The 25,243-nt window shown below is 36.0% G+C and carries 22 protein-coding genes and 1 pseudogene; 9 read left to right on the top strand and 14 right to left on the bottom strand.

The window, feature by feature from the left end; all coding sequences use genetic code 11:
* Positions 1-7 precede the first annotated feature (7 nt).
* From FC45_RS02095 to abc-f, 7 genes are all read left to right on the top strand, one after another.
* Positions 8-1,543 (top strand): ABC transporter ATP-binding protein, encoded by a 1,536-nt coding sequence (locus FC45_RS02095; RefSeq protein ID WP_006588169.1) that lies wholly within the window; start codon positions 8-10, stop codon positions 1,541-1,543.
* The gene (locus FC45_RS02090; protein ID WP_006588170.1) at positions 1,543-2,688 is read left to right on the top strand and encodes an ABC transporter permease; all 1,146 of its coding nucleotides are present in this window, start codon (positions 1,543-1,545) and stop codon (positions 2,686-2,688) included. Before FC45_RS02095 ends, FC45_RS02090 begins: the two co-directional genes overlap by 1 nt.
* Entirely contained in the window at positions 2,688-3,644 is a 957-nt protein-coding gene (locus FC45_RS02085; protein WP_006585355.1) for an ABC transporter permease, read from the top strand. The genes FC45_RS02090 and FC45_RS02085 overlap by 1 nt, the downstream gene beginning before the upstream one ends.
* A 98-nt stretch (positions 3,645-3,742) precedes the next feature.
* Positions 3,743-4,462 carry a glucosamine-6-phosphate deaminase gene (gene nagB, locus FC45_RS02080; protein ID WP_006585356.1) on the top strand — a complete coding sequence of 240 codons (720 nt, stop codon included), beginning with the start codon at positions 3,743-3,745 and terminating at the stop codon, positions 4,460-4,462.
* A gap of 152 nt (positions 4,463-4,614) precedes the next feature.
* Positions 4,615-5,268: a deoxynucleoside kinase gene (locus tag FC45_RS02075; RefSeq protein ID WP_006585357.1), complete on the top strand. Its 654-nt coding sequence runs from the start codon at positions 4,615-4,617 to the stop codon at positions 5,266-5,268.
* Between the two features lie 24 nt (positions 5,269-5,292).
* On the top strand, positions 5,293-5,964 hold the full coding sequence (locus FC45_RS02070; RefSeq protein WP_006585358.1) for a deoxynucleoside kinase: 672 nt from the start codon (positions 5,293-5,295) through the stop codon (positions 5,962-5,964).
* Between the two features lie 194 nt (positions 5,965-6,158).
* Positions 6,159-7,655, top strand: a complete 1,497-nt coding sequence (abc-f, locus tag FC45_RS02065; RefSeq protein ID WP_006588172.1) for a ribosomal protection-like ABC-F family protein — start codon at positions 6,159-6,161, stop codon at positions 7,653-7,655.
* A 127-nt stretch (positions 7,656-7,782) separates the two neighbouring features.
* Here abc-f and FC45_RS02060 read toward each other — a convergent pair.
* From FC45_RS02060 to FC45_RS02040, 5 genes and pseudogenes are all read right to left on the bottom strand, one after another.
* Positions 7,783-8,024: pseudogene (locus FC45_RS02060) on the bottom strand (ATP-binding cassette domain-containing protein); the annotation flags it as partial.
* Positions 8,017-8,757, bottom strand: a complete 741-nt coding sequence (locus tag FC45_RS02055) for an ABC transporter permease (protein WP_006585361.1) — start codon at positions 8,755-8,757, stop codon at positions 8,017-8,019. The gene FC45_RS02055 and the pseudogene FC45_RS02060, both read right to left, overlap by 8 nt.
* A gap of 1 nt (position 8,758) precedes the next feature.
* A complete protein-coding gene (locus FC45_RS02050; RefSeq protein ID WP_308193008.1) occupies positions 8,759-9,196 on the bottom strand; it encodes an AAA family ATPase in 438 nt (145 codons plus the stop codon).
* A gap of 140 nt (positions 9,197-9,336) precedes the next feature.
* Positions 9,337-9,627, bottom strand: coding sequence for an ATP-binding cassette domain-containing protein (locus FC45_RS02045; RefSeq protein WP_162257464.1), 291 nt, complete (start codon positions 9,625-9,627; stop codon positions 9,337-9,339).
* Between the two features lie 166 nt (positions 9,628-9,793).
* Positions 9,794-11,020, bottom strand: a complete 1,227-nt coding sequence (locus tag FC45_RS02040) for a lactate oxidase (RefSeq protein ID WP_057706341.1) — start codon at positions 11,018-11,020, stop codon at positions 9,794-9,796.
* 224 nt (positions 11,021-11,244) lie between these two features.
* Here FC45_RS02040 and FC45_RS02035 point away from each other — a divergent pair, with 224 nt between their 5' ends.
* Together FC45_RS02035 and FC45_RS02030 are read left to right on the top strand one after the other, a co-directional pair.
* The gene (locus tag FC45_RS02035; RefSeq protein WP_006585362.1) at positions 11,245-12,552 is read left to right on the top strand and encodes an NCS2 family permease; all 1,308 of its coding nucleotides are present in this window, start codon (positions 11,245-11,247) and stop codon (positions 12,550-12,552) included.
* Between the two features lie 95 nt (positions 12,553-12,647).
* Entirely contained in the window at positions 12,648-13,958 is a 1,311-nt protein-coding gene (locus FC45_RS02030) for an NCS2 family permease (protein ID WP_006585363.1), read from the top strand.
* A 34-nt stretch (positions 13,959-13,992) separates the two neighbouring features.
* Here the strand turns inward: FC45_RS02030 and FC45_RS02025 are convergent, their stop codons facing one another.
* From FC45_RS02025 to rpmH, 9 genes are all read right to left on the bottom strand, one after another.
* Positions 13,993-15,504: a ClC family H(+)/Cl(-) exchange transporter gene (locus FC45_RS02025; protein ID WP_006585364.1), complete on the bottom strand. Its 1,512-nt coding sequence runs from the start codon at positions 15,502-15,504 to the stop codon at positions 13,993-13,995.
* Between the two features lie 82 nt (positions 15,505-15,586).
* The gene (locus tag FC45_RS02020; RefSeq protein ID WP_006585365.1) at positions 15,587-16,546 is read right to left on the bottom strand and encodes an AEC family transporter; all 960 of its coding nucleotides are present in this window, start codon (positions 16,544-16,546) and stop codon (positions 15,587-15,589) included.
* Positions 16,547-16,707: 161 nt separating this feature from the next.
* Positions 16,708-18,096, bottom strand: a complete 1,389-nt coding sequence (gene gndA / locus FC45_RS02015) for an NADP-dependent phosphogluconate dehydrogenase (protein WP_006585366.1) — start codon at positions 18,094-18,096, stop codon at positions 16,708-16,710.
* A 98-nt stretch (positions 18,097-18,194) separates the two neighbouring features.
* Positions 18,195-20,003 (bottom strand): pyruvate oxidase, encoded by a 1,809-nt coding sequence (gene spxB / locus FC45_RS02010; RefSeq protein WP_006588791.1) that lies wholly within the window; start codon positions 20,001-20,003, stop codon positions 18,195-18,197.
* 304 nt (positions 20,004-20,307) lie between these two features.
* Positions 20,308-22,212: a tRNA uridine-5-carboxymethylaminomethyl(34) synthesis enzyme MnmG gene (gene mnmG, locus FC45_RS02005; protein WP_006588792.1), complete on the bottom strand. Its 1,905-nt coding sequence runs from the start codon at positions 22,210-22,212 to the stop codon at positions 20,308-20,310.
* Between the two features lie 9 nt (positions 22,213-22,221).
* Positions 22,222-23,607, bottom strand: coding sequence for a tRNA uridine-5-carboxymethylaminomethyl(34) synthesis GTPase MnmE (gene mnmE / locus FC45_RS02000; RefSeq protein WP_034535669.1), 1,386 nt, complete (start codon positions 23,605-23,607; stop codon positions 22,222-22,224).
* 90 nt (positions 23,608-23,697) lie between these two features.
* A complete protein-coding gene (locus FC45_RS01995; protein ID WP_006585368.1) occupies positions 23,698-24,555 on the bottom strand; it encodes a YidC/Oxa1 family membrane protein insertase in 858 nt (285 codons plus the stop codon).
* A 1-nt stretch (position 24,556) separates the two neighbouring features.
* Positions 24,557-24,925, bottom strand: coding sequence for a ribonuclease P protein component (gene rnpA / locus FC45_RS01990; protein ID WP_006585369.1), 369 nt, complete (start codon positions 24,923-24,925; stop codon positions 24,557-24,559).
* A 53-nt stretch (positions 24,926-24,978) separates the two neighbouring features.
* Positions 24,979-25,119 carry a 50S ribosomal protein L34 gene (rpmH, locus tag FC45_RS01985; protein WP_006585370.1) on the bottom strand — a complete coding sequence of 47 codons (141 nt, stop codon included), beginning with the start codon at positions 25,117-25,119 and terminating at the stop codon, positions 24,979-24,981.
* Positions 25,120-25,243 lie beyond the last annotated feature (124 nt).

Here is a 25,243-nt window from a genome sequence, read left to right as displayed (position 1 = left end):
GAAAGCCATGGAAAAAGAGAACACAAACATTATTGAGATGCGCCATATCGTTAAAGACTTTAACGGATTTAAAGCTAACAACGATATCAACCTCACGCTCAGAAAGGGCGAAATCCTGGCGCTTCTAGGTGAAAACGGAGCTGGTAAATCTACATTAATGAGTATTTTATCCGGTCTGCTTAAACCAACCTCTGGAGAAATCTATGTCAGAGGAAAAAAAGTTGTAATTGATGGTCCAAATGCTGCCAAAGAATTAAAAATCGGTATGGTTCACCAACACTTTATGTTGGCTAAGGCCTTTACTGTCTTAGAAAATATCATTTTAGGCCATGAAACAAAAAGAGGAATTAAGCTTGATTTCAAAACTGCTCGTAAGCAAATTATGGCTCTTTCCGAGAAATATGGGCTAGCAATTGATCCTGATGCAAAAATCGCAAATATTACCGTTGCCCAACAACAAAGAGTTGAAATCTTAAAGGTACTATATCGCGGGGCTGATATTTTAATTTTTGATGAACCAACTGCTGTTTTAACTCCTCAAGAAATCACTGAATTCATCAAAATTATGAAAAACCTTCGTAATGAAGGAAAATCAATTATTTTAATCACTCACAAACTTAATGAAATTCGAGAATCAGCTGATCGTGTTACCGTTATTCGTCATGGTAAAAGTATCGGGACAGTTGATGTTGAAGGAGCTACTGATGAAAGCTTAGCTGAAATGATGGTTGGCCGCCACGTTAACTTTAAGTTGCCTAAAAAAGAAGCTAAAGTTGGTAAGACTATTTTGTCAGTTAAAGACTTAATGGTTAACGAAGATCGTGGCACACTAGCTGTTAAGGGATTAACTTTTGACGTCCATGCTGGAGAAATTTTGGGTTTAGCCGGGATTGATGGAAATGGTCAAGACGAGCTAGTAGAAGCTTTAACAGGCTTACGTCACGTTAAATCTGGTCATTTCACTATTAAAGGTAGTGATATGACCAATAAACGCCCACGTAAAATTACTGAATTAGGTGTTTCTCATGTTCCTGCTGACCGTCAAAAATTTGGCTTAATTTTGGAAATGTCTTTAGCTGATAACATTGCTTTACAAACTTACTACCAAAAGCCATATTCAAATCATGGTATCATCAATCATAAAGCTATTACAGAGCATGCTAAAAAGTTAATTAAAAAGTTCGATGTCCGAACAAAAGACGAGAATCTTAAAGCTGGTGAATTATCAGGTGGTAACCAACAAAAAGCAATAATCGCTCGTGAATTGGATCGTAACAGCGACTTAATTATTGTATTCCAGCCTACCCGTGGTCTTGACGTTGGTGCAATTGAATATATTCATAAGCAATTATTAGCGCAACGTGATGCTGGTAAAGCTGTTTTGTTAATTTCATACGAATTAGATGAAATTATGCAATTATCTGATAGAATCATCGTTTTACATAATGGTCAAGAATCTGGTGAAGTATTACCAGAAAAGACTTCTGAAAGAGAATTAGGTTTATTAATGACGGGAGCCCACAAGAAAGAAGGTACCAATTAATGTTTAAGGTTAACGCTGAAACCAAAAAGATTTTAGTGCCCCTTATTTCCATCGTAGCCGGCTTTTTAGTTGGTGCAGTTATTATGCTACTTTGGAGTTACAACCCTATCCTTGCTTACACTTCAATGTTTTCAAGTGCTTTAGGCAATATGAATGGCTTAGGTGAAACAATTAGAGAAGCTACCCCACTTATATTTACTGCAATCGGTTTTTCAATTGCAAGTAGTGCTGGGTTCTTCAACATTGGGTTATCTGGACAAGCACAAGGTGGCTGGTTAGCTGCTATTTGGATTGCCCTTGCTAATCCACACATGCCTAAATACATTCTTTTACCTTATGCAATCATTGTTGGCACCTTAGTTGGTGCTGCTATTGCAGGTATCGCAGGGGTTTTAAGAGCTTATTTTGGAACAAATGAAGTTATCGTAACTATCATGGTTAACTATATCGTTTTATATTCATGCCAATACTTGATGCAAAACGTTATGAATAAAAACTTACGTGTTTCAACTGACGCCACTAAAACAGTATCTAATAATGGTACTTTACGTTTAGATTGGTTAAGTAACATTTTTGGGGGATCAAGAATTAATGCTGGTATCTTCCTAGCTTTAATTGCCCTAGTAGTCTTTTGGTTTATTATGAAAAAGACGGTTACTGGCTTTGAAATTAAAGCAGTTGGTCTTAATCCGTTCGCTTCACGTTATGCAGGAATGAGTGCTAAGAAAAATATCATTATCTCAATGTTATTATCTGGTGCATTTGCTGGTTTAGGTGGCGTAGTTCAAGGCTTAGGAACATATCAAAATTACTTCACTCAAACCACCAGCGTTGATATTGGTTTTGATGGCATGAGCGTTTCATTACTTGGTGGTGGTACTGCTTTAGGTATTTTGCTTGCTGCCCTACTTTTCTCAATCCTTAAAATCGGTGGATTAGGTATGCAAACTTTAGCTGGTATTCCTTATGAAATTGTTTCAATCGTTATTGCCGCTATTATTTTCTTTGTCGCAATTAATTATGTAATTGGGCTTTTATTCGAAAAGAAAAAGAAAAACTACAATCAACCAGAAACTATTGCTAAAATTTCGAATAATAGTGTAGATGGTCCGGCAGTCAAAGTCGGAAAAGGAGGAGAAGTTTAATGAATATCACAACTATGCTAGCTTTGATCGTTTCATCAACCCTAGTTTATTCCGCTCCTCTTATCTTTACCGCTTTAGGTGGAGCATATAGTGAACATAGTGGAATTGTTAACGTTGGTCTTGAAGGGATTATGACAATTGGGGCTTTTTCAAGCATCGTCTTCAACTTAACCTTTGCATCTACCTTTAAGAGTGCCACTCCATGGTTAGGGGTTATCGTGGCCGGTATTTGTGGCTTGATTTTTTCACTACTACATGCTGTAGCAACAGTTAATTGGCGTGCTGACCATATCATTTCTGGTACTGTTCTTAATTTAATGGCACCACCACTTGGGGTATTTTTAATCAAAGCAATGTATGACAAAGGGCAAACAGAAAATATTTCTGCTAACTTCGGTTATTACAATATCCCTGTTCTTTCTAATATCCCTGTTATTGGCGATATTTTCTTCAAGAACACTTCCGCTCCAGCTTGGGTAGCAATTATTCTTTCCATTGTTCTTTGGTGGGTACTTTATAAAACACCATTTGGTTTACGCCTCCGTTCAGCAGGTGAAAATCCACAAGCTGCAGATACAATGGGTGTTAATGTCTATAAAATGCGTTATGCTGGTGTTTTAATCTCTGGTTTACTCGGCGGTATCGGTGGTGGTGTCTTTGCCCAAGCCATTTCTGGTAACTTTAGTGTTTCAACAATTGTTGGTCAAGGATTCATGGCCTTGGCTGCCATGATTTTCGGCAAGTGGGACCCAATTGGTGCAATGCTCAGTTCACTATTCTTTGGCTTTGCACAAAGTTTAAGTATCATTGGTAGTCAATTACCATTCATTTCTCATGTACCATCTGTTTACTTACAAATTGCACCTTACGTAATTACGATTATTGTTTTGGTAGCATTCTTTGGTAAAAGTGTTGCTCCTGCTGCAGATGGTCAAACTTACATCAAGTCTAAATAACAAAAAAGAAGCTTTCGAAAAATCGTAAGCTTCTTTTTTGACTTTTGGACTATACCGGTATACAATGGGCTATACCAAAGAGAGAGGAGTAATTATTTATGAAAATTATTGTAACTAAAGATAAAATTACTGGTGCTGCAAAAGCTTTTGAAATATTTTCCCGGGAAATAAAAGCCGGAGCAAAAGTATTAGGTTTAGCAACAGGTTCATCTCCGATTGAGTTATACCAAAATATGACTAATAGCGACTTAAATTTTTCTAATTTAACTAGTATTAACTTAGATGAATATGTTGGCTTAGATCCCCACAACAATCAAAGTTATCACTACTTCATGAATAAACACCTCTTTAAAGATAAGCCTTTTAGACATTCTTATCTTCCTAACGGATTAGCTACCGATACTGTAGCTGAAGTTAAACACTACGATCAAATAATCAAAGAAAATCCAATTGATATTCAACTTTTAGGAATCGGACGTAATGGACATATTGCCTTTAACGAACCTGGCACTTCCTTTGATAGTACTACCCACGAAGTTGAGTTAACTCAAAGTACAATCGAGGCTAATGCCCGCTTCTTTGATAACATTGATGATGTGCCTAAATCTGCCATCTGTATGGGTATTGCTTCAATTATGTCAGCTAAAAAAATTGTTTTATTAGCTTATGGTGAAAAAAAGCGTTGGGCAATTAAACATATGATTGAAGGACCAATCACTGAAGAAATGCCAGCTTCTATTCTTCAAAAGCACCCCGACGTAACGATTATTTGTGATGAGGCAGCCGCACAAGATTTAGATAAAAAATATCTAAATTAATAAAATTAAATAACAAAAAAGGGCAAGTAGATGAGCCTTTTCTACTTGACCCTTTTTTCTTTGTTATTAAATTAAAAAAAGACTTGTAGCTCCCCATATCTTGAATTACACTATAGAAAGCAAACTATATGTTGTGATATTAAAGAAAGAGCGTGATGACAGTTATTGTATTAAGTGGGCCAATTGGAGCCGGTAAATCCAGTTTAACATCTATTTTAGCGGAGCATTTAGGGAGTAATGCTTTTTATGAAGACGTTTCAAAGAATCCAGTTTTGCCTTTGTATTACAAGGATATGAAACGCTATACTTTTTTGCTTAATACCTACCTGCTCAATAAGCGTTTAGCACAAATTAATGAAGCTTTATCTGAAAACAATCCAAATGTTGTTTTAGATCGGTCAATTTATGAAGATGCCTTGTTTTTTAAAATGAATGCTGACAGTGGTATTGCTGATCCAACTGAATGTGATATTTACGTTGATTTAGTACATAACATGATGGAAGATGTCCCCGGAAATCCTCATAAAAAGCCAGATTTACTTATTTATATTAATGTATCGTTAGATAACATGCTAAGTCGTATTAAGCGTCGTGGTCGTGAATTTGAGCAACTTGAAACAGATCCTAGTTTAAAAGAATACTATGCACGCTTGCGTAATTACTACGGACCTTGGTATGAAAACTACTCAGAATCACCAAAAATGGTAATTGATGGCGATAAATATAATTTTGTCGATAATGAAGATGACCGCAAGGCTGTTTTAGAATTAATCGATAATAAGTTAAAAGAATTGGGTAATTTATAATTTATCTAACAAAGAAGGAACGTGATGACAGTTATTGTATTAAGCGGGCCAATTGGAGCCGGTAAATCCAGTTTAACCTCTATCTTATCTAAATATTTAGGCACTCAACCTTTCTATGAAAGTGTTGATAACAATCCAGTTTTGCCTTTATTCTATAAAGATCCAAAGAAATACGCATTTTTACTACAAATTTTCTTTTTAAATACGCGTTTTCATAGTATTAAAGCCGCATTAACTGACGACAATAATGTTTTGGATCGATCAATTTATGAAGATTCACTATTCTTTCACATGAATGCAGATATTGGTCGTGCAACCAAAGAAGAAGTTGCAACTTATGATGAATTACTAGATTCAATGATGAAAGAACTTGAACACATGCCAAAGAAGCATCCAGACTTATTAGTTCATATTGATGTATCATACGAAACAATGATTAAGCGTATCCAAAAGCGTGGTCGCGAGTTTGAACAACTTGATTATGATCCAACTTTAGAGGATTACTATAAGCGCTTATTAAGTTACTATGAACCTTGGTATGAAAACTATGATTACTCACCAAAAATCAAAATTGATGGTGACAAGTTAGACTTTATGGCAAGTGAAAAGGATCGCCAAGAAGTTTTGGATACAATTGTTGCAAAACTTAAAGAAATGGATAAATTACCTGAAGATTGGACACCTAGTCATAACTAATAGAAAAGCTGATATTATCTTCTGCTTGAGGATATATCAGCTTTTTATTTATTCAGTTTTAGCAACAAATAACTCTTTAATTCGCTTATCAAATGGAATTATATATTTATTTTTAATGTTTTAAAAATATTTTTATTATGATAATATATTTATAACTTAGCCCATCATCTAGCCTTTTATTGGGAGGTGTTTTAATGAGTATTATTAAAATAAGCAATCTATCATTCAGCTATGACAATAGCGATAAAGTTATTTTTTCTAATTTAAATCTTAATTTAGATAGTTCTTGGAAACTAGGCTTAGTTGGTAGAAATGGTCGTGGAAAAACAACATTCCTGAACTTACTGCGAGGCAAACTCAAAGGAAGTGGCGAGATTTCAACTAATCTAACTTTTTCCTACTTCCCTATCCAAATTGCTAATCCAGACAATCTAGTTTTATATGAACTGCAGAATCAAGTTAACTTCGAAGTTTGGCAATTAGAGCGCGAACTAAACTTAATGCAGCTTAATCCCGATTTACTTTGGCAGCCATTTAATACCTTAAGTGGTGGCGAGCAGACGATGGTTTTGTTAGCTTTATCGTTTGTTAGCCAGAATTCTTTTGCCTTAATTGATGAACCAACTAACCACCTAGATGTAGCTAACAGAAGGCAAGTTGCCAACTACCTAAAAAAGCACAAAGAAGGTTATATTATTGTCAGTCACGATCGTGACTTCTTAAATGAAGTCAGCAATCACGTGCTGGCAATTGAGAATAATGAAATTCACTTATATCAAGGTAATTATGCTAGTTATGAAGCAACTAAAGATAAGCGAGACAAATATAATCAAGAAAAAAATCTTAAGCTAAAAAGCGAGATTGCTTCACTCAAAAAGAGCGCTAGACAAATTAAGAGTTTTTCTGAAAAATCGGAGAAAAACAAAAATGCTGCTGCCCATAAAAATGAAATTCACGCTGATATCAATAAGGGTTTTTATGGTCATAAAGCTGCCAAAATAATGAAACGCTCAATCACTATGCAACAACGAGTAAATAAAAAGATAACTGAAAAAGAAGGCCTTTTAACTAATATTGAAAAGGCGCCAGACTTATTAATGAACTTTAGCCCTAATTACCATCAAACTCTCCTAGAACTGCAACACTTAAGTTTAAAAATTGATAATAAACCTTTATTTCAAGACTTAAACTTAATCATTAAAAATCATGGTATTGTTGCCCTAGAAGGGAAAAATGGTTCTGGTAAATCTACCCTACTAAAATTTATTCTGAATAAGTCTAAGGCTGAAGCTAGTGGCAAAATGATACTAGCAAATGGGCTAAAAATTTCCTACTTGCCACAGACTTTTTCAACATATACTGGCACCTTAAAGGAGTTTTCTGAAAAAAAACACATTACATATTCTGATTTGCTGAATAATTTGAAAAAAATGGGCTTTCTGCGAGCTGACTTTACCTTAAAAATTGAAGATATGAGCATGGGCCAGCAAAAAAGAGTCGCGCTGGCAAAATCATTAGTTGAAGACGCTGACTTTTATTTATGGGACGAACCCGCAAATTATCTAGATGTTTTTAATCAAGATCAATTAATTAAGCTGCTAAAGCAAACTAAGCCAGCTATGATTCTAGTTGAGCATGATAAATATTTCATTGAGCAAGTTGCCGATAAAAAGATAAAGTTAACTAGTTAGTTTGCCAAACAAAAATAGCATCCATGTGGATGCTATTTTTTATGCCTTAGTTAACTTCAATTCACGGTCGAATAACTTATGCATTTCAGGAGTTAAATTATGGGCAATAAAGATGACAGTGGCGGGNAATTCACGGTCGAATAACTTATGCATTTCAGGCGTTAAATTATGAGCTATAAAGATGACAGTGGCTGAACTTTGCAATAAATTCTGCAAAATAATTTGCGTATTCTTAGAATCAATGGCACTAGTTCCTTCATCAATTAAGACTAACTTACTTTCATAAACTTGGGTCCGGGCCAAGACTACCTTTTGTCTTTGCCCACCTGATAAGTTATTTTTATCTAAATCAACCTTAGTTTTAATTCCACATATTATCTAATGCTCTTTTCTTCCAAATAACAGCCCCAATACCTACTACAATTAGGATAGTTATTTGTAGAGCAAGAGTTTGATAATCTCCTTTGTAATCACCTTTATAAAGAATTGACGAAGGTAATAAATACCATACTTTTAAAAGACCTGTCAGCATATTAACGAGAGTGTGGGCAGCAAACATAAGGATAATAGTTACTATTGACTTAAAATAAGTGTTAAATAAATATGTTATACAAGCAATCATAGCCATTGCAATAATGGATAGGATAAATTTTTGAATCATAATCTTAGTATCTAAACTATCAATCGTTGATACAGCCATACTCGTTTTAGTTATCAACAAAACATATGAAATATAAGATATCAATAAAAAGAGGACTGCAAATAATAGTATTAGCACCAGTTGAGCAATTAACTTAGAAATAATTATTTTCCAATTATCTTTCACTTTGGTTATTTCATAAATTATTTGTCCGTTTTCTTCTTCTTTTTTATTTGACTCAGATGTTAAATATATAACTACTAATTGTGGCAAAAAAACCGCCCATAAAAACTGCCACATCGACAATCCAAATGAGATACTTGAAAATTCCCCACTTATATGTAAATCTTTTGGATTAATATATATAATTATTGCAAGAACTAGCGGAAGAAAGGCAATGAGAATTGGGAGAATATACATTTTTTTCTTTATTAATTTAAATAGTTCTGAACGTACAAGCATTTTAGTACAACTCCTTTTGATACTCGAAGTTTCTTTTTACTTTTTCTACATTGCCGTGAAGCTTGTTAACCTCATTTATGACTTTTACTAATTCCTCATCATTGTTTACAACCACAATGTTTTTATCTATTATTTTTGCATTAGTAGATTGAGAAAGAGTTCTAGTTTTATCTTCATTCCAATTCTCTGAACTCAAAATTATTTCAATTTTTTTGTCAAATATATCTTTACGTTCAATTAATTGAGCGTCTTTTATCAACAAATAGCGTGTTACTACCGTATCAATTTCTTTTAATTGATGGCTAGAAATTATAAATGCTGTCCCTTCTTCATCAGCTAATCTTTTTATTAATTTATAAAAAATATCTATTCCTTTAGGATCCAAGCCAACAGTTGGTTCATCAAGCAATAATAATTTTCTCTTTTGTAACATAGCTATTGCTAATCTAAGTCTTTATTGCATACCAAATGAAAAAGCTTTAGCTTTTTTAGTGGAATCCGGAGACAGCTCTACTAACCTTAATAGCTTGGCAATTTCTGCTTCTGACATATTTATATTTTCATACATTGCAATCAATTTTAAGTTATCTTTAGCAGATAAATATTCAAATACAGGAATCTCAAGTAAAAAGCCAATTTCTTTTTTAGTTTTGCAGAAGTTAAATAATCTTTTCTCCCACAATATTCAACATATCCTGTATTTAATTTGCTAACACCTAAAATTGATTTAATAAAGGTGGTTTTTCCTGACCCATTCTTGCCAACTAGACCAACGATTTCTCCAGTATTTATTACAACATTGACATTTTGCCATAATATATGAGTATCATATTTTTTACTTGCATCTACCACTTTTAATAATTCTGACATTCCAAACCACTTCCCCTCTTTTCTGTAGGGCATGTAAGCCTTTTCAATTAAATTTTATCATAAAAAAAGCAAATATTTAAGTTTGCCAAACAAAAAGAGCTTTACATATAACACGTAAGGCTCTTTGAGTAGATAGTTTGTTTGAGTTGTTTATTATAATATTTTTCTAATGCTTTGATGCACCAGTTGCGGCATCTTGTGTGCCTTCCATTTGATTTTCTTTAGTTACAGGATATGCTCTGCGAACTGAAGGATCAGTATTTGAAGGTAAGTTGTCAGCAGTATAATTAATTTGGCGAATATCTGCATGCTTAACATCTTCAACAGTCTTGCAACCAGTTAATTGCATCAAAATCTTGAATTCATTGTTGATTTGGTTAATTACACTTTCAACACCCTTCGCACCGCCAAGTGCTAATCCATATAAGAATGGACGACCAATTCCAACTAAGTCAGCACCTAAAGCTAAAGCTTTAAAGACATGAGATCCACGACGAACACCAGAATCAAGGATGATTGGAACTCTACCATTAACTGCAGCTGCAATTTCTGGAAGCATGTCAATTGTTGCAGGAGCAGTATCAATTTCACGCCCACCATGGTTAGAAACGACAATCCCATCGGCTCCTGCTCCAATTGCCATATATGCATCTTCAGCATTCATAACGCCTTTAACAAAAACAGGTAAGCCAGACATTTCTTTAATCTTGGCAACATCTGCTGGCCCTATCTTCTGTGCTGAATTTGCATACATTTGTGCAACGCTCATCCCTTCCCCTTCAGCACCAACATATCTAGTAAAGAAATCTAATGGCACTGGGAAAGTAAAGTTGGTTCTTAAATTGGCTTCACGATATCCTGAAACAAGTGCATCAACCGTTAGCATAATCCCTTTATAACCAGCTGATTTTACTGCATCAAAGACCATCTTGTTGAAGTCCCAATCTTTACTTAAATAAAGTTGGAAAAACTTAGGTGAGTCACCAGTTGCAGTTGCAATATCTTCAACACTTCTGTTAGCATAAGTACTTGAACTAAATAGTGCACCTGCGGCCTTAGCCCCTTGTGCAGTAGCAACTTCTGCATCCTTATGTGCAATCCCGTGACAAGCAATTGGACAAATCATAATTGGTGTCTTTAAATCCATCCCCATAAACTGGGTCTCAGTTGATGGATTATCCATGTTGGTTAGTGAGCGTGGAACGATTTGAAAATGATTAAAGGCTGCCGTATTGTTACGCCAAGTCCACTCATTTTCAGAACCCGAAGCAATATAGTAGTAAGCTGCTTCTGGCATCACTTTTCTTACACTATCTTCTAGTTCATCAACATTTACCATCTTTATCGCTTCATTACGATCACTTTGCGGAAAACCTTTGTAATATACAGTCATTGTATTTGACCCCTTTACTATAAATTAGTAACAGCTTATCTATAATTATAGACTCCATATTAAGCGCTTTCAACAATTTGCAATTGTTATTTAGTGAGCAAAAATAATATTTTTAAATATTATTTTGATAATATTCGTATTTACAACAATAATCAAGAATGATAAAGTTTAATAGTCAGGTTATTTGAGTAAATACCCGAATTTTAATCACTTAGGAGTTAGAAATGAACATAATTAGAAACCACTTCGATTTAGATAAGCTCGGTACTAATATTAAAATTGAATTTTTGGCCGGACTTACAACTTTTGTAAGTATGTCTTATATCCTTTTTGTTAATCCAAATGTTTTAGGTGTCAGTGGAATGGATAAAGGAGCTGTCTTTACAGCTACTGCCTTAGCTAGTGCTTTAGGTTGTTTTATTATGGGACTAGCTTCCAATTATCCTATCGCTACTGCGCCAGCATTAGGAATTAACGCTTTTTTTGCTTATACCGCTTGTTTAGGTATGCATGTTAAATGGCAGACTGCTTTAGCTGCAGTTTTCGTTGCATCATTTATTTTCATTTTAATTACTATGTTCAAATTAAGAGAAAAAATCATTGATGCTATTCCTGTTGATTTAAAACATGCAATTAGTGCCGGAATTGGATTATTTATTGCTTTTTTAGGTCTAGCAAATGCCGGATTAGTTGAAGCAAGTAAATCTACTTTTGTAACAGTCGGCAGTCTTAAGAATCCTACTGTTTGGATTGCCATTTTTGGATTATTTGTTACTATCATTTTAATGATTATGGGTATTCCTGGTGCAATTTTTATCGGGATGGTTTTAGCAGCGGTCTTTGGCATTTTAACTGGCCAAATCAAATTACCATCAGCTATTATTTCATCAGCTCCAAGCATTGCCCCAACTTTTGGTCAAGCATTTAAGCACATTGGTGATATTAATACAATGCAAATGTGGGTAATTGTCTTAACCTTCTTATTAGTAACCTTCTTTGATACCACTGGTACTTTGATTGGTTTAGCTAGTCAAGCTGGTTTAATGAAGGATAACAAGATGCCACGTGTTGGTCGCGCACTTGCTGCAGATTCTGGTGCAATGATGGCAGGATCAATTTTAGGTACTTCACCAGTTGGTGCTTATGTAGAATCAAGTGCCGGAATTGCTGTTGGCGGTAAGAGTGGTTTGACTGCGGTTTTTGTCGGAATTTTCTTCTTAATTTCTATGATTTTCAGTCCATTACTTAGCGTAATCACTACTCAAGTTACTGCTCCCGCCTTGATTATTGTTGGGGTCTTAATGGCACAAAATTTAGCTAAGGTTGATTGGACTAAACTAGAAATTGCTGTTCCTGCCTTCTTAATCGTAATTGGTATGCCACTTACTTATTCAATCTCTGATGGTCTTTCATGGGGAATGATTACTTACCCTATTACTATGATTGCCGCAAAACGTGGTAAAGAAATTAGCCCAATGATGTGGGTACTATTCTTTATTTTCATTATTTTTATGTGGGTACTTAACGCTTAATCTGAACATATATATTCAGTAAATAAATTTAGGCTCGTCTTTATGTTAAACTAATGTATACTAGATACATTAGTTTTTTTCATATGGAGGGAATCATGAAAAATATTAATCGTTTCTTTAAGCTAGATGAACAAGGTACTAGTTTTAAAACTGAACTAATTGCCAGTTTAACTACCTTCGTTAGCTTGAGTTATATGTTATTTGTTGTACCCAATATTTTAACTGCTAGTGGCATGGGAAAAGGTACTGTGTTTACCGCTTTAGTTCTCGCAAGTGCCTTAGGTAGTATAGTAATGGGACTTGTTGCTAATTACCCTATTGCGTTAGCACCTACTTTAGGAAGCGCTTCATTTTTTGCTTATACTGTATGCCAAGGAATGAAAATATCTTGGGAAACAGCTTTAGCTGGTGTGTTAGTTGCTTCACTATTATTTGTTTTAATAACTATTTTCAAATTAAGAGAAATCGTTATTAATGCCATCCCCCAAGATTTAAAATATGCTATCAGTGCTGGAATTGGGATTTTTATTGCTTTTATCGGTCTACAAAACGGTAAATTAATTGTTAACTCTGATTCATCATTAGTTGGTTTGGGTAGTTTTTCTAATCCGGCCGTTTGGATTGCTGTATTCGGACTATTGGTTACCATTGTTTTAATGTGTCTTGGGGTGCCTGGTTCTATTTTTATTGGGATGGTTGTTACCGCAATCTTTGGAATTTTAATTGGCCAAATTCCTTTACCTAAAGAATTTATTTCTATGCCACCTTCAATCGCTCCTAGCTTTGGTCAAGCAGTTACTCACTTAGGTAATGTTAATACCGTTCAAATGGCTATTGTTGTTATTACTTTCTTATTAGTTACCTTCTTTGATACTGCTGGTACTTTAATTGGTATGACTCAACAAGCTGGTTTAGCAAATAAAGATGGTAAAATTCCTAGAATCGGTAAAGCTTTAATGAGTGATTCTATTGGAATGATTATCAGCTCTATTTTCGGTGTTTCACCTCTTGGAACTGTTGTTGAATCAAGTTCAGGGATTGCTATGGGCGGTAAGACTGGTTTAACTGCAGTCTTTGTTGGATTTTGGTTCTTAATCGCTATGTTTTTCAGTCCATTGTTAACAGTAATTCCAACTACTGTTACCGCCCCTGCTTTAATCATTGTTGGTGTTTTAATGGCAAGTAATTTAGCTAAAATCAATTGGGATAAGTTCGAAGTTGCTTTACCTGCATTCTTAATTGTCTTAGGTATGCCACTTACTTATTCAATCTCTGATGGTTTGGCTCTAGGTATGATTACTTATCCTATTACTATGCTAGCTTCTAAAAGAGGTAAAGAAGTTTCACCAATTATGTATGGATTATTCTTCATTTTTATTATTTATCTTTGGATTATTAACATTTAAAACAAAAAGACAGTTTCACGTGAAACTGTCTTTTTTATTTTTGCATATCTTTTATTTGATCATAGACCTTGCTTCGGCATTTGCTGTCGACTTCTAAAACAACTAAGTCACCAGCTAAAAGCTTAGTCTTTCCAAATGGAATAATATCATGAGCTCCTCGATGAATTAACTTCACCAAGGTCTTTTCTGGCCATTTAATTTCTTTTACTTCTTTATCAGCTAACTTACTATCTTCAAAAATAGTTACTGTCAATTCATCGACGTTGTCGGCATATACCTCAAGGCTGGCTGTTTCCATCCGATCAGCTAGACTTTCATAAATTGGCTTCCCGCCAAGTAAGTCATTAACTAAATAAGCTACTAAAGCCAAAACAGCTAGTGGCATCAAATGAAGTAGTGACCCTACCATTTCAGTAATTAATAAAATCGCAGTAAAAGGTGAACGGACAATTCCACTGAATAAACCGGCCATGGAGAAAATTACCAAGTTAACAACCAAGCCCTCTGGTAGCATCCCCAATCTAACCATAATCAAGCCATAAAGTTCACCTAAAATCGCTCCCATGGTCAGAATCGGTAAAAAGATGCCCCCTGGCAAGCCTGAGTCATAAGAGATAATCGAAAAGATAATTCTAACAATGAAAATTATACTTAAGAGCTTAATTGCATTAATTGAATGCCAACTCAAAATTAATTCATTACCCCCACCAATTATTTGCGGCATGATAAAGGCAATTGGAATTAACAAAAACAAAGGAATTAAGCCATGCATAAATCTAGGAATAAAAGTTAACTTATCATAAATCTTTTTACCATTAAGAAGGCCCCATTGATAAAAACGAGCCACTAATCCCAAGATAATCCCTAAAACAATCAAGTGACCATAAAGATGAACATCAAAGGGATGATTATATGGAATGGCTAAGACTGGCTTTTGTCCAAAGAGGTTGCTGACTAAGAAATTAGCCGATAAAGCTCCAGTTAGGGAGTTAAGCCACACTCTTGGTGAAAAGTTATGAAAGACTTCTTCTAAGACAAACATCGTACCACCAAGTGGTGCACCAAAGGCCGCACTTAACCCGCTAGCGGCACCAGCAGCAATTAAAACTCGGCGATTAGTTTGACTAGTTTTTGAACCAAAACCTTGCCCAATTGCAGCACCTAGTTGAATTGAAGGGCCTTCTCTTCCCAAGAACAAACCACTTCCAATTGCTAAAACGCCACCAAGAAACTTGCGCCAGAGAATTGCCCACCAATTTAGATGCAATTTCCCTTGCAGTTGTAATTCAACTTCTGGAATACCACTACCACCTGCATGAGGCTCTTGCTTAACCAAATAGCCGGTAATCAAGCCGATAATAATAAAGCCCAGGATGATTACACCTAAGAGCCACAAATTAGCATGAGCAGCCTTAAAAAGCGTCAACCAGAACGTCTGCATTTGACTAATTGCAAAGCGAAAGGCCCCAACTACTAGCCCTGCTACGATACCAACTACTAAAGAGATGGCCATCAACTTTAAATTAATTATTTTTTGTTTATCCATCTATCTTCTCTCCAAAAAACAGCATAGTCTTATTGTAGCGCAAAAAAAGGAGGCCTAATAGACATCCCTTTTGAATAAATTATTAGCCAGCAATTAACATCAAGGCTGGAACTACAATTACGAAGAGTAAAGTAGTTAATGCCACAACATTAGTAGCATATTCCTTATCGCCATTACCTTGATCAGCTAAAATTGGTAAAACAGCTAATGCTGGAGTAGCTGATTGAATAATAAAAGTATTAGCCATCAAGTGTGCTAAGTGTAAGCCCATAGCTGGAGCAACAACTCTAATTAAGAGAATCATTACTGCTGGAGCAATTACTAATCTACCTAAAACAGCCAAAATAGTTTGTAAGTCGAACTTAATGTTCTTAATCCCGATATTAGCTAACATAATCCCAATGTAGATTAATGAAAGTGGAGTAACTAAGTTACCAACATAGGTAAAGGTATTAGTTGCAAAATCTGGCAACTTCAATCCAGTTAATAGCCAGACAATTGCAACAATAAATCCTACTAGTGGCATCGGTAAAAGCTTCTTCCAGTTAAAGCTTGCTTGTTCTTTAGCCTTACCTGGCATTGCATCCCCTTGCATGAAGAAAATACCAACAGCCCAAGTAGAAACAGTATTAATTACGTAGTAGATTAAGAAGTATTGCATTGCCTTATTGCCAAATAAAGCCATGTTAAGTGGCATCCCAATAAAAATTGTATTGGCATTGGCGATGGTATTAATAAAAGTTCCCCGTCTACCGGCTGGAATTCTAAACATTGCAATTAATAAAAAGGCAATAATATAAGTTAAAAATACTCCTAAAGCTGGTATCAGCATTCCTTCAAATAACTGTCCCAAACTATCCTTAGTTAAGTTCTTTTGAACACTAACAAAGATTGAAGCTGGAAGGGCTATTTGCATAATTAATTTAGAAATATTACCTGAAAAAGTATCAGCAAACCAGTCTTTAATTCTTAAAGTATATCCTAGTGCAATAATCAAGATAACCACGATTACACTAGAAATAGATGAGATAAACGTTGACATAGCTTCCTCCTTTTTTAAAAACAATATAGATATACTATATATACTCAAGATAGCTATAGTCAAACTCACCAGCTTTTATAAATTATATTTATAAGAAAAGATGAAGGCTATAAAGCCTTCATCTTCATTATTCTTTATTTAGTAATTATATAATTACCATATTATTTTTCATCATACCATTCAGTGTGGAAGACACCTTCACGGTCATTTCTGAAGTAAGTGTGGGCACCAAAATAGTCACGTTGACCTTGAATCAAGTTAGCAGGCAAGCTTGGGTTAAAGATTGATTCTAGGTAGTTAAGAGCTGCACTCAAAGTTGGAGTTGGAATGCCATTTTCAGCAGCAACACTAACAACTCTTCTCAAGTCAGGTAAACGATTTTGCATCATCTTAGCAAAGAATGGTGCTTCAAATAAGTTATTAATTTCTGGATTTCCCTCAAAGGCATCTTCAATATCCTTCAAAGTCTTAGAACGAATAATGCATCCAGCTTCCCAATTTTGGGCAATACCAGGATAACGTAAAGTCCAATCATAAGCCTTAGCAGCCATCTTAAGTTGCATAAAACCTTGAGCGTAACAAACTGCTTGGCCTAAGTATAAAGCACTTGCGATAAGTTCTGGTAAGTCACTACTAATCTTACTTTGATCAACGCTAATTTCCTTACCAGCTCTAGTAGTAGCCTTAGACATAAATCTAGCAAGTACAGCTTCTGCAATCACACTAATAGGTGCACCTAAAACAATTGCATCTTCCAAAGTCCAGTTACCAGTACCCTTATAAGAAGCTTCATTCAAGATATGATCAATAACCTTATCACTGGTTAAATCATCATCCTTCTTCAACACTTCAGCTGTAATTTCAGCTAAGTAGCATTGCAGGTCTTCATGGTTCCACTTATCAAACAAGGCACTCATTTCATCATTTGAAAGTCCGCAAGCCTTTCTAAGCATGTCATAAGCTTCTGAGAAGAGTTGCATAATCCCATATTCAATTCCGTTGTGGACCATCTTAACATAGTGACCACTAGCTTCAGGACCAATGTAACTTACACAAGGACGACCTTCTGGAGTCTTAGCAGCAATTGCTTCTAAGATTGGTCTTACCTTTTCAAAAGCTGCTTCATCCCCACCTGGCATCAAGGCTGGTCCATGAAGGGCACCTTCTTCACCACCAGAAACACCCATACCGATAAAGTGCAAACCGAATTTTTCTAATTCATGGAAACGGCGACGGGTATCGTGGAAGTTAGAGTTACCACCATCAATTACGATATCACCAGGTTCAAGAAGCTTGGTCAACTTTTCCAAAGTCAAGTCAACAGGCTTACCTGCTCTAATCATAATCAAAATCTTACGGGGTTTTTCAAGTGAATTTACAAATTCTTCCCAAGTATAAGTTGGCTTAAGTTTATCATCTGCATATTTTGCCAAAGCATCAACTTCTGGCTTATCAATACTAAAACCAGCAACAGAGTAGCCCTTACTGTGGATGTTAAGAGCTAAGTTTTTACCCATAACGCTAAGGCCGATAACACCGAATTCTTGCATATATTTACCTCCATTTAACATCTATATATTATTATACTTTTAAGACAACAAAAAAGCGAAACTTCAAGTTTCGCTTTTTTATATTATTAATAATTGTTCTAGTGAGCTGAAGCACCTGAAGTTGCATCTTCTTCTGGTTCTTCTTCAACTTCTTCCTCTTCGTGAGCTGAAGCACCTGTTGCTGAATCAGTATCTAAGCCATATTTTTCAGCAAAGTATGAAAATGGCTTTAATGGTTCTGCTTGGTACTTAGCAACAAATGCTGGGTCATCAAGAGTATTAAGTTCAGTTGAGTAATGCATGTCATGGGTGTACTTAACGTCGATAAGCATTGGGCCATCCATCTTCTTCCATTCCTTAACTGCTGCTTCAAATTCTTCCTTAGTACGAACAGTTACGCCTTTAACGTTCATACCTTCAGCAACCTTTGCCCAGTCATTGTCTGGAATAATAACACCTGATAATGGTTGGTGAGATTCATCTTCTTGCTCTGCTTGAATGTAACCAAGTGTTTCGTTAGTAAATACAACGTTCAATACGTGCATGTTGTAGCGAGCCATGGTTAATAATTCTTCACACATCATTGCGAAACCACCATCACCAGCTAATTGCCAAATTTCACGGTCAGGGTAAACAGTTGCTGCAGTAAGAGCTGCTGGTGCACCATAACCCATAGTTGCGTGAAGACCTGAAGTAGTCCACTTTTGGTCGCCATGCATCTTAAGAAGACGGGTGTGGTCCATATTTACGTTACCAACGTCAATAGCAAAGACAGCGTTGTCTGCAGCTTCTTTGTTGATTACATCCCAGATTGGTTCTTGACGAACTGGACTTTCCTTTGAGTCCTTGAAACTATCAAGCCATTCATCCCAGTTTTGACGGTCTGCAATAGCAGCCTTGTATAATGGTGATTCATCACGTGCTTCACCTGCATCGATAAGAGCACGAAGTGACTTCTTAGCATCTGCAAGCATTGAAACATCAACCTTGTGACGCTTACCAAACTTAGCAGGATCAACATCAATTTGAATTACCTTAGCATCCTTAGGGAACCATAATACTGAGAATGGTGAGTTGTTACCAACCCAAACAACCAAGTCAGTGTGGCCTTGAATTTCGTTAGCAGGCTTTGGTCCGATACGACCGATAGTACCCATGTATGCAGGGAATTCGTCTTCTACAATACCCTTACCAAGGTATGAAGTAAGAAGTGGAGTCTTGAATTTTTCAGCAAATTCCTTAATTTCTTCACCGCATCCCTTAGCACCATTACCATAGTACATAACAGGGTTCTTAGCTTCTTTAAGAAGTTTAACTGCTTCTTCAACTGAAGCCTTAGTTGGTTCTGCGTAGTTGTCTTCAACACGTGCATCGTAGTTTACGCGGAAGTTGTCTTCAATCTTTTCCCAACCTAAGTCCTTAGAAATGATCATAACTGCTGGACCTTTTCTTGCGTAAGCTTGACGGATACATTCGTCCATTACTACAGGAATTTGTGCAGCAGTCTTAGGTTGACGGCAGAATACACTAGCATTCAAGAACCACTTGTCTTCATCAAAAGCTTGGAAAAAGTCGATGTCTTGACGGCCTTCCGGAACGTTAGCAACGATTGCTACCATAGGAGTCTTGTCAAATTTAGCATCGTACAAACCGTTGAATAAGTGGGCAGCACCAGGTCCAGCTGACCCGAAACATACACCAACTTTACCAGTCAACTTATATTCTGCTGAAGCAGCTAAAGCACCTGCTTCTTCGTGACGAACTTCGATAAACTTAATTCTATCTTTCCAGTTGTGGATGGCATTCATACTTGAATCGAATGAACCACCAGGGAAACCGTAAATGTGATCAATATGCCAGTCATATAAAACTTTAAACATAGCGTCTGAGCCATTAATTTTTGCCATATTGTGCATCTCCTTAAAAATATACTTACAGTTGTAATTAAAGCACTTTTTTTCACAATTGCAAGTAATTGCCATCGTTATAGCGTCGCATATGTAAACGCTTTTCTAAAGATAATGAATTCACAAGCTAGTGTTATTTATTACTTACTTAATTGTTAAAATAAGATTTATATTTGTGATTGCCTTAGCAAGAGGGTAATTTAAGCTAGATTTTTTCAAAAAATTAAATTGTAAGCGCCTAATTTGTTATTTTTAAATTTAAACATTTCATAATATTTACAAAAAAAGAGGAATTCTCCTCTTTTTAGTCTTCATTTTCAATCTTAGAATACTTACCCTGCTGAATATAAACAGTCAAAATTGCAATATCTGCTGGATTCACTCCCGAAATTCTTTCTGCTTGAGCAATTGATTCAGGTCGAATCTTTTCAAATTTTTGTCGTGCTTCTGTAGCTAAACCGGCAATCTTACTATAATCAATTCCTTCTGGAATCTTTTTTGATTCTAAGCGCCGTAATTTTTGCACCTGTAATTCTTGCTTCTTAATATAACCAGCGTATTTTACATCAATTTCAACTTGTTCACGTACATAACGATCACTATTCAGCTTTTCACCAGATAGTTTTTCAATAGCTGCTATTGTTACGCCTGGACGACGCAAAAAGGCACTTGCCTTTAATCCAGCATTTAGTGGTGATTGACCAATTGATTTTAAGTATGCTTGAACTTCATCATTTGGATGAATGGTAATATCATAAAGCTCTGCTAAAGTTTGCTTAATTGTTGCCTTTTTATCCTCAAATTCTTGATAACGCTCATCACTAATTAGGCCAAGTTTATGACCATATTCAGTTAAACGCAAATCTGCATTGTCATTACGCAAGAGCAAGCGATATTCTGCCCGACTAGTTAACAACCGATATGGTTCATTTGTGCCTTTAGTAACTAAGTCATCAATTAAGACCCCAATGTAGGCTTCATCCCTACCCAAAGTAAAGCCTGACTTACCTTGAGCCCGTAGAGCGGCATTAATTCCAGCAACAATCCCTTGTCCACCGGCTTCTTCATAACCACTAGTTCCGTTCATCTGACCAGCAGTAAACAAATTCTTGATATTCTTAGTTTCAAGGGTATGCTTTAATTGCCAAGGTTCAATGACATCATATTCAATCGCATAGCCTGGACGCATCATTTCTGCATTTTCAAGACCAGCAATTGAGTGAACCATATCTTGTTGGACTTCTTCAGGCATTGAAGTTGAAAAATCACCAACGTAATATTCATCAGTATTTTTACCTTCTGGCTCTAAGAAGATTTGGTGACGTGGCTTATCGGCAAAACGGACAATCTTAGTTTCAATTGATGGACAGTATCTTGGTCCAACCCCTTCAATTACCCCGGTATACATTGGGGCACGATCAAGGTTGTCACGAATAATTTTATGGGTAGTTTCATTAGTATAAGTCATCCAGCAAGAAAGCTGATCTTTTAAGTAGTCTTCATCTTTAGTTTCAAATGAAAAGTGTCTTGGCTCGGTATCACCAGGTTCTTCTTCAGTCTTTGAAAAGTCAATGGTATTACCGTTAACTCTTGGAGGAGTACCAGTCTTAAAGCGGCGTAATTTGAAGCCTAATTTTTCTAAGTTTTCTGAAAGTTTAATGGCCGCAATTGTGTTGTTAGGGCCTGAAGAATAAGTAAGTTCACCAATAATAATGCGGCCACGAGCAGAAGTACCAGTAGTTAAAACCACACTCTTAGCTAAATATTTAGCTCCAGTATTAGTAATAACGCCGTGACATACACCGTCTTCTACTATTAATTCGTCAACAGTTGCTTGGCGCAAGGTTAAGTTAGGAGTATCTTCAATTGTTCGCTTCATTGTTTCGTGGTATTGGACTTTATCTGCTTGAGCACGCAAAGCACGCACTGCAGGTCCTTTACCAGTATTCAGTATCCGCATTTGAATATAAGTGGCATCAATATTTTTACCCATTTGGCCACCTAAGGCATCGATTTCTCTAACAACCGTCCCTTTAGCAGGACCACCAACAGATGGATTACATGGCATGAAAGCAACCATGTCTAAACTAATAGTAATTAATAAAGTCTTTTGTCCCATGCGGGCACTAGCAAGGGCAGCTTCACAACCTGCATGGCCGGCACCGACAACAATAACATCATATTCATTTGAGCTATATGTTTTTAGCATTTTCTTCTCCTACTTACCTAAACAGAATTGACTAAATAATTGCGTAATTAATTCATCAGGTGCGCTATCTCCGGTTATCTCACCCAAAGTATCCCAAGCACCTGTGAAGTCAATTTGTGCGATATCTACAGGTACATCATTATCAACCGCATCAATAACGTCAGTTAACTGCGTCTTAGCTTTTTCTAATAAGCCGGCTTGGCGCTGATTAGTAACTAAAACATCATTATTAGAATTATGAATCCCGCTAAAGAAGAGCTTGCTAATGGCTTCTTCTAAGTCATCCAAGTTCTCTTCTTTCAGAATTGAAGTTACAACAATTTCAGCATTTGTTTTTTTAGCTAGGTCCTCTTTATTTAGTTTCATCCCTAAGTCAGACTTATTTAAAACTACAATCCGTTTTTTATCTTTGGTATAGTCGATTAACTTTTCATCTTCAGGAGTTAAGTCTTCACTAGCGTTAAGCAAAAGTAAAACTAAATCAGCTTGTTCAATTGCCTTTTTAGAGCGTTCAACTCCAATTTTTTCAACTTTATCTTCAGTATGGTGAATTCCAGCAGTATCGACTAACTTTAATGGAACACCTTTAATTGAAACGTATTCTTCTAGCGTATCACGAGTTGTTCCTGCAACGTCAGTGACGATGGCCTTATCATCTTGAGTTAAGTAGTTAAGTAGTGAACTCTTACCAACATTTGGCCGTCCAACGATTGCCGTTGCCAGACCACTACGCATAATCTTACCTTCACTAGCCGTTTTTAGCAGGCGATTAATCTTTTCAATGACGCTTTTTGAAGTTTCTTGCATTTGCTTAGCTGTAACTTGATCGGCATCATATTCGGGATAATCAATATTTACTTCAATATTAGCTAAAGTATCCAAAATTTCTTGCCGCATTGTGCGAATCTTAACCAATAAGCCACCTTCAAGCTGGTTCATGGCCACTTGTCGAGCCTTATCAGTTTTAGCGCGGACAATATCCATCACACTTTCAGCCTGGGTTAAATCGATTCTCCCATTAACAAAAGCGCGTTTGGTAAATTCTCCTGCTTCGGCCATCCTAGCCCCATGCTTTAATAGTAGTTGCAAGATTTTATTAGTTACCACAATTCCACCATGGCAGTTGATTTCGACCATATCTTCTTTAGTAAAGGTCTTCGGTGCCAGTAAAACTGACACCATCACTTCATCAACTACTTCGCTAGTTTCAGGATCAACAATATGGCCGTAGTTAATAGTATGACTGGCAACTTTACTTAAATTTTTTCCTTTAAATAATTTATTAGCAATCTTTACTGCATCTTCGCCTGATAATCTAACAATTGAAATTCCACCTTCACCAATTGGCGTTGAGATTGCAGCAATCGTATCAAACTCAGTTAATGTCGGCATCATTATCTTCCTTTTTTGTATTAAAAAAAGCGCAATTTCCACCACAACGTGATGGATAAAGCACTTTCACTACTTTATCTAATCAAAATTAGATTATTTTTTTCGATTTATTTTTTTATAAGCTCGTCTGATCTTACGTTGACGTTCTTTTTCAGCTTGCTTTTTAGCTTCTTGTTCTCGTGCATACTTAAATGGATTTTGCAAAATAAATGTTTGTATTACTGAGAAAATACTTGAAACTACCCAATAAAGAGTAATAGCAGTTGGGAAACTAATAGCAGGCACAGCAACAATCAACGGTGTAATCCACATCATCGCCTTAGTCATACTTTGACTAGATGATTCAGGAGCTGACATTTGTGCCACATACGAAGACATAAATGTAAAGACTGCTGCTAAGATCGGCATTACGTAATATGGATCAGCCTTGCTTAAGTTCATCCAAAGAAATGTACCATCTTGCAATTGCTTAGTTGAATAAATTGCTTGGTACAAAGCAAACATGAATGGTAGTTGCAAAAGCATAGGGAAACAACCTAAATACGGGTTAATACCTGCTTCTTTATAAAGCTTTTGCGTTTCGGCATTTAATAATTGTCTACTTTCAGCATCATTGCCTGGATACTTAGCACGCAATTTATCAATTTCTGGTTGCAACTGTTGTTGCTTCGTTGTACTTTTAATTGAAATTGCATTAAGTGGAAAGAGTAATAATCTAACTAATATAGTAAAGACAATAATTGTCCAGCCATAATTCTTCCCTAGCAAATCAGCTAGCCAAAGCAAAAATTGTGAAAAGTAGAAAATGACGTAGCGATCCCACCAACTACCACTTGTATGTGATACATGACCGGTACTATTAGCACAGCCCGTCAGCACTACTGCAATAGCTACTACTGCTAAAAAGGCTATGAATCGCTTGACATTTTTCTTCGTTAAAATGTCTTTCATCCTATATTCCTTCATCTTCTTCAGAATCTTGATCAATCAACTTAGCCAAAGTCATTGCATGTAATAAATTCTTCTTAACCTCAGCCATTGTAAACTCACGAGCATAAGGACGAGTAATTACTAAGAAATCAGCTCTTGCATCAACTTCATCCTTCACCTCAGTAAGTGTAGCACGGATGTAACGTTTTAGTCGATTTCTAACTACTGCCGTATGTCCTACTTTCTTGCCTACAGAAATTCCAACCCGAAAATGCTTATTTTCTGGACGAATTAACTTATAGACAACAAAGGCGCGATTAGCAACTGAATCGCCCTTATTAAAAACAGTTTGAAAATCTTTTTCAGATTTTACTCGATAAGACTTTTTCAAAGTGCTTCACATTCCATCCAAACATTAAAAAAACCACTGGAAAATTCAGTGGTTTAAGCAGATAAGACTTTTCTACCTTTTGCACGGCGTCTTGCTAAAACCTTACGGCCGTTTGATGTGCTCATCCGTTTCATGAAACCATGTACACGTTGACGGTGACGTTTCTTAGGTTGGTAAGTTCTCTTAGTTGTCATTAGTCTAGCACCTCCATTTTTATAATGCTAACAGCACAATTTATTATTAAGGATAGCATGTTTGACGCGAAAAACCAAGTTATTTTTCTAAAATGGGCTATTTTTTTAGCTTTAGGATTTCTTG

The sequence above is a fragment of the Lactobacillus jensenii DSM 20557 genome (assembly GCF_001436455.1).
GTDB classification, from domain to species: Bacteria; Bacillota; Bacilli; order Lactobacillales; family Lactobacillaceae; genus Lactobacillus; species Lactobacillus jensenii.
This window is presented reverse-complemented; position numbering and strand designations above follow the sequence as displayed.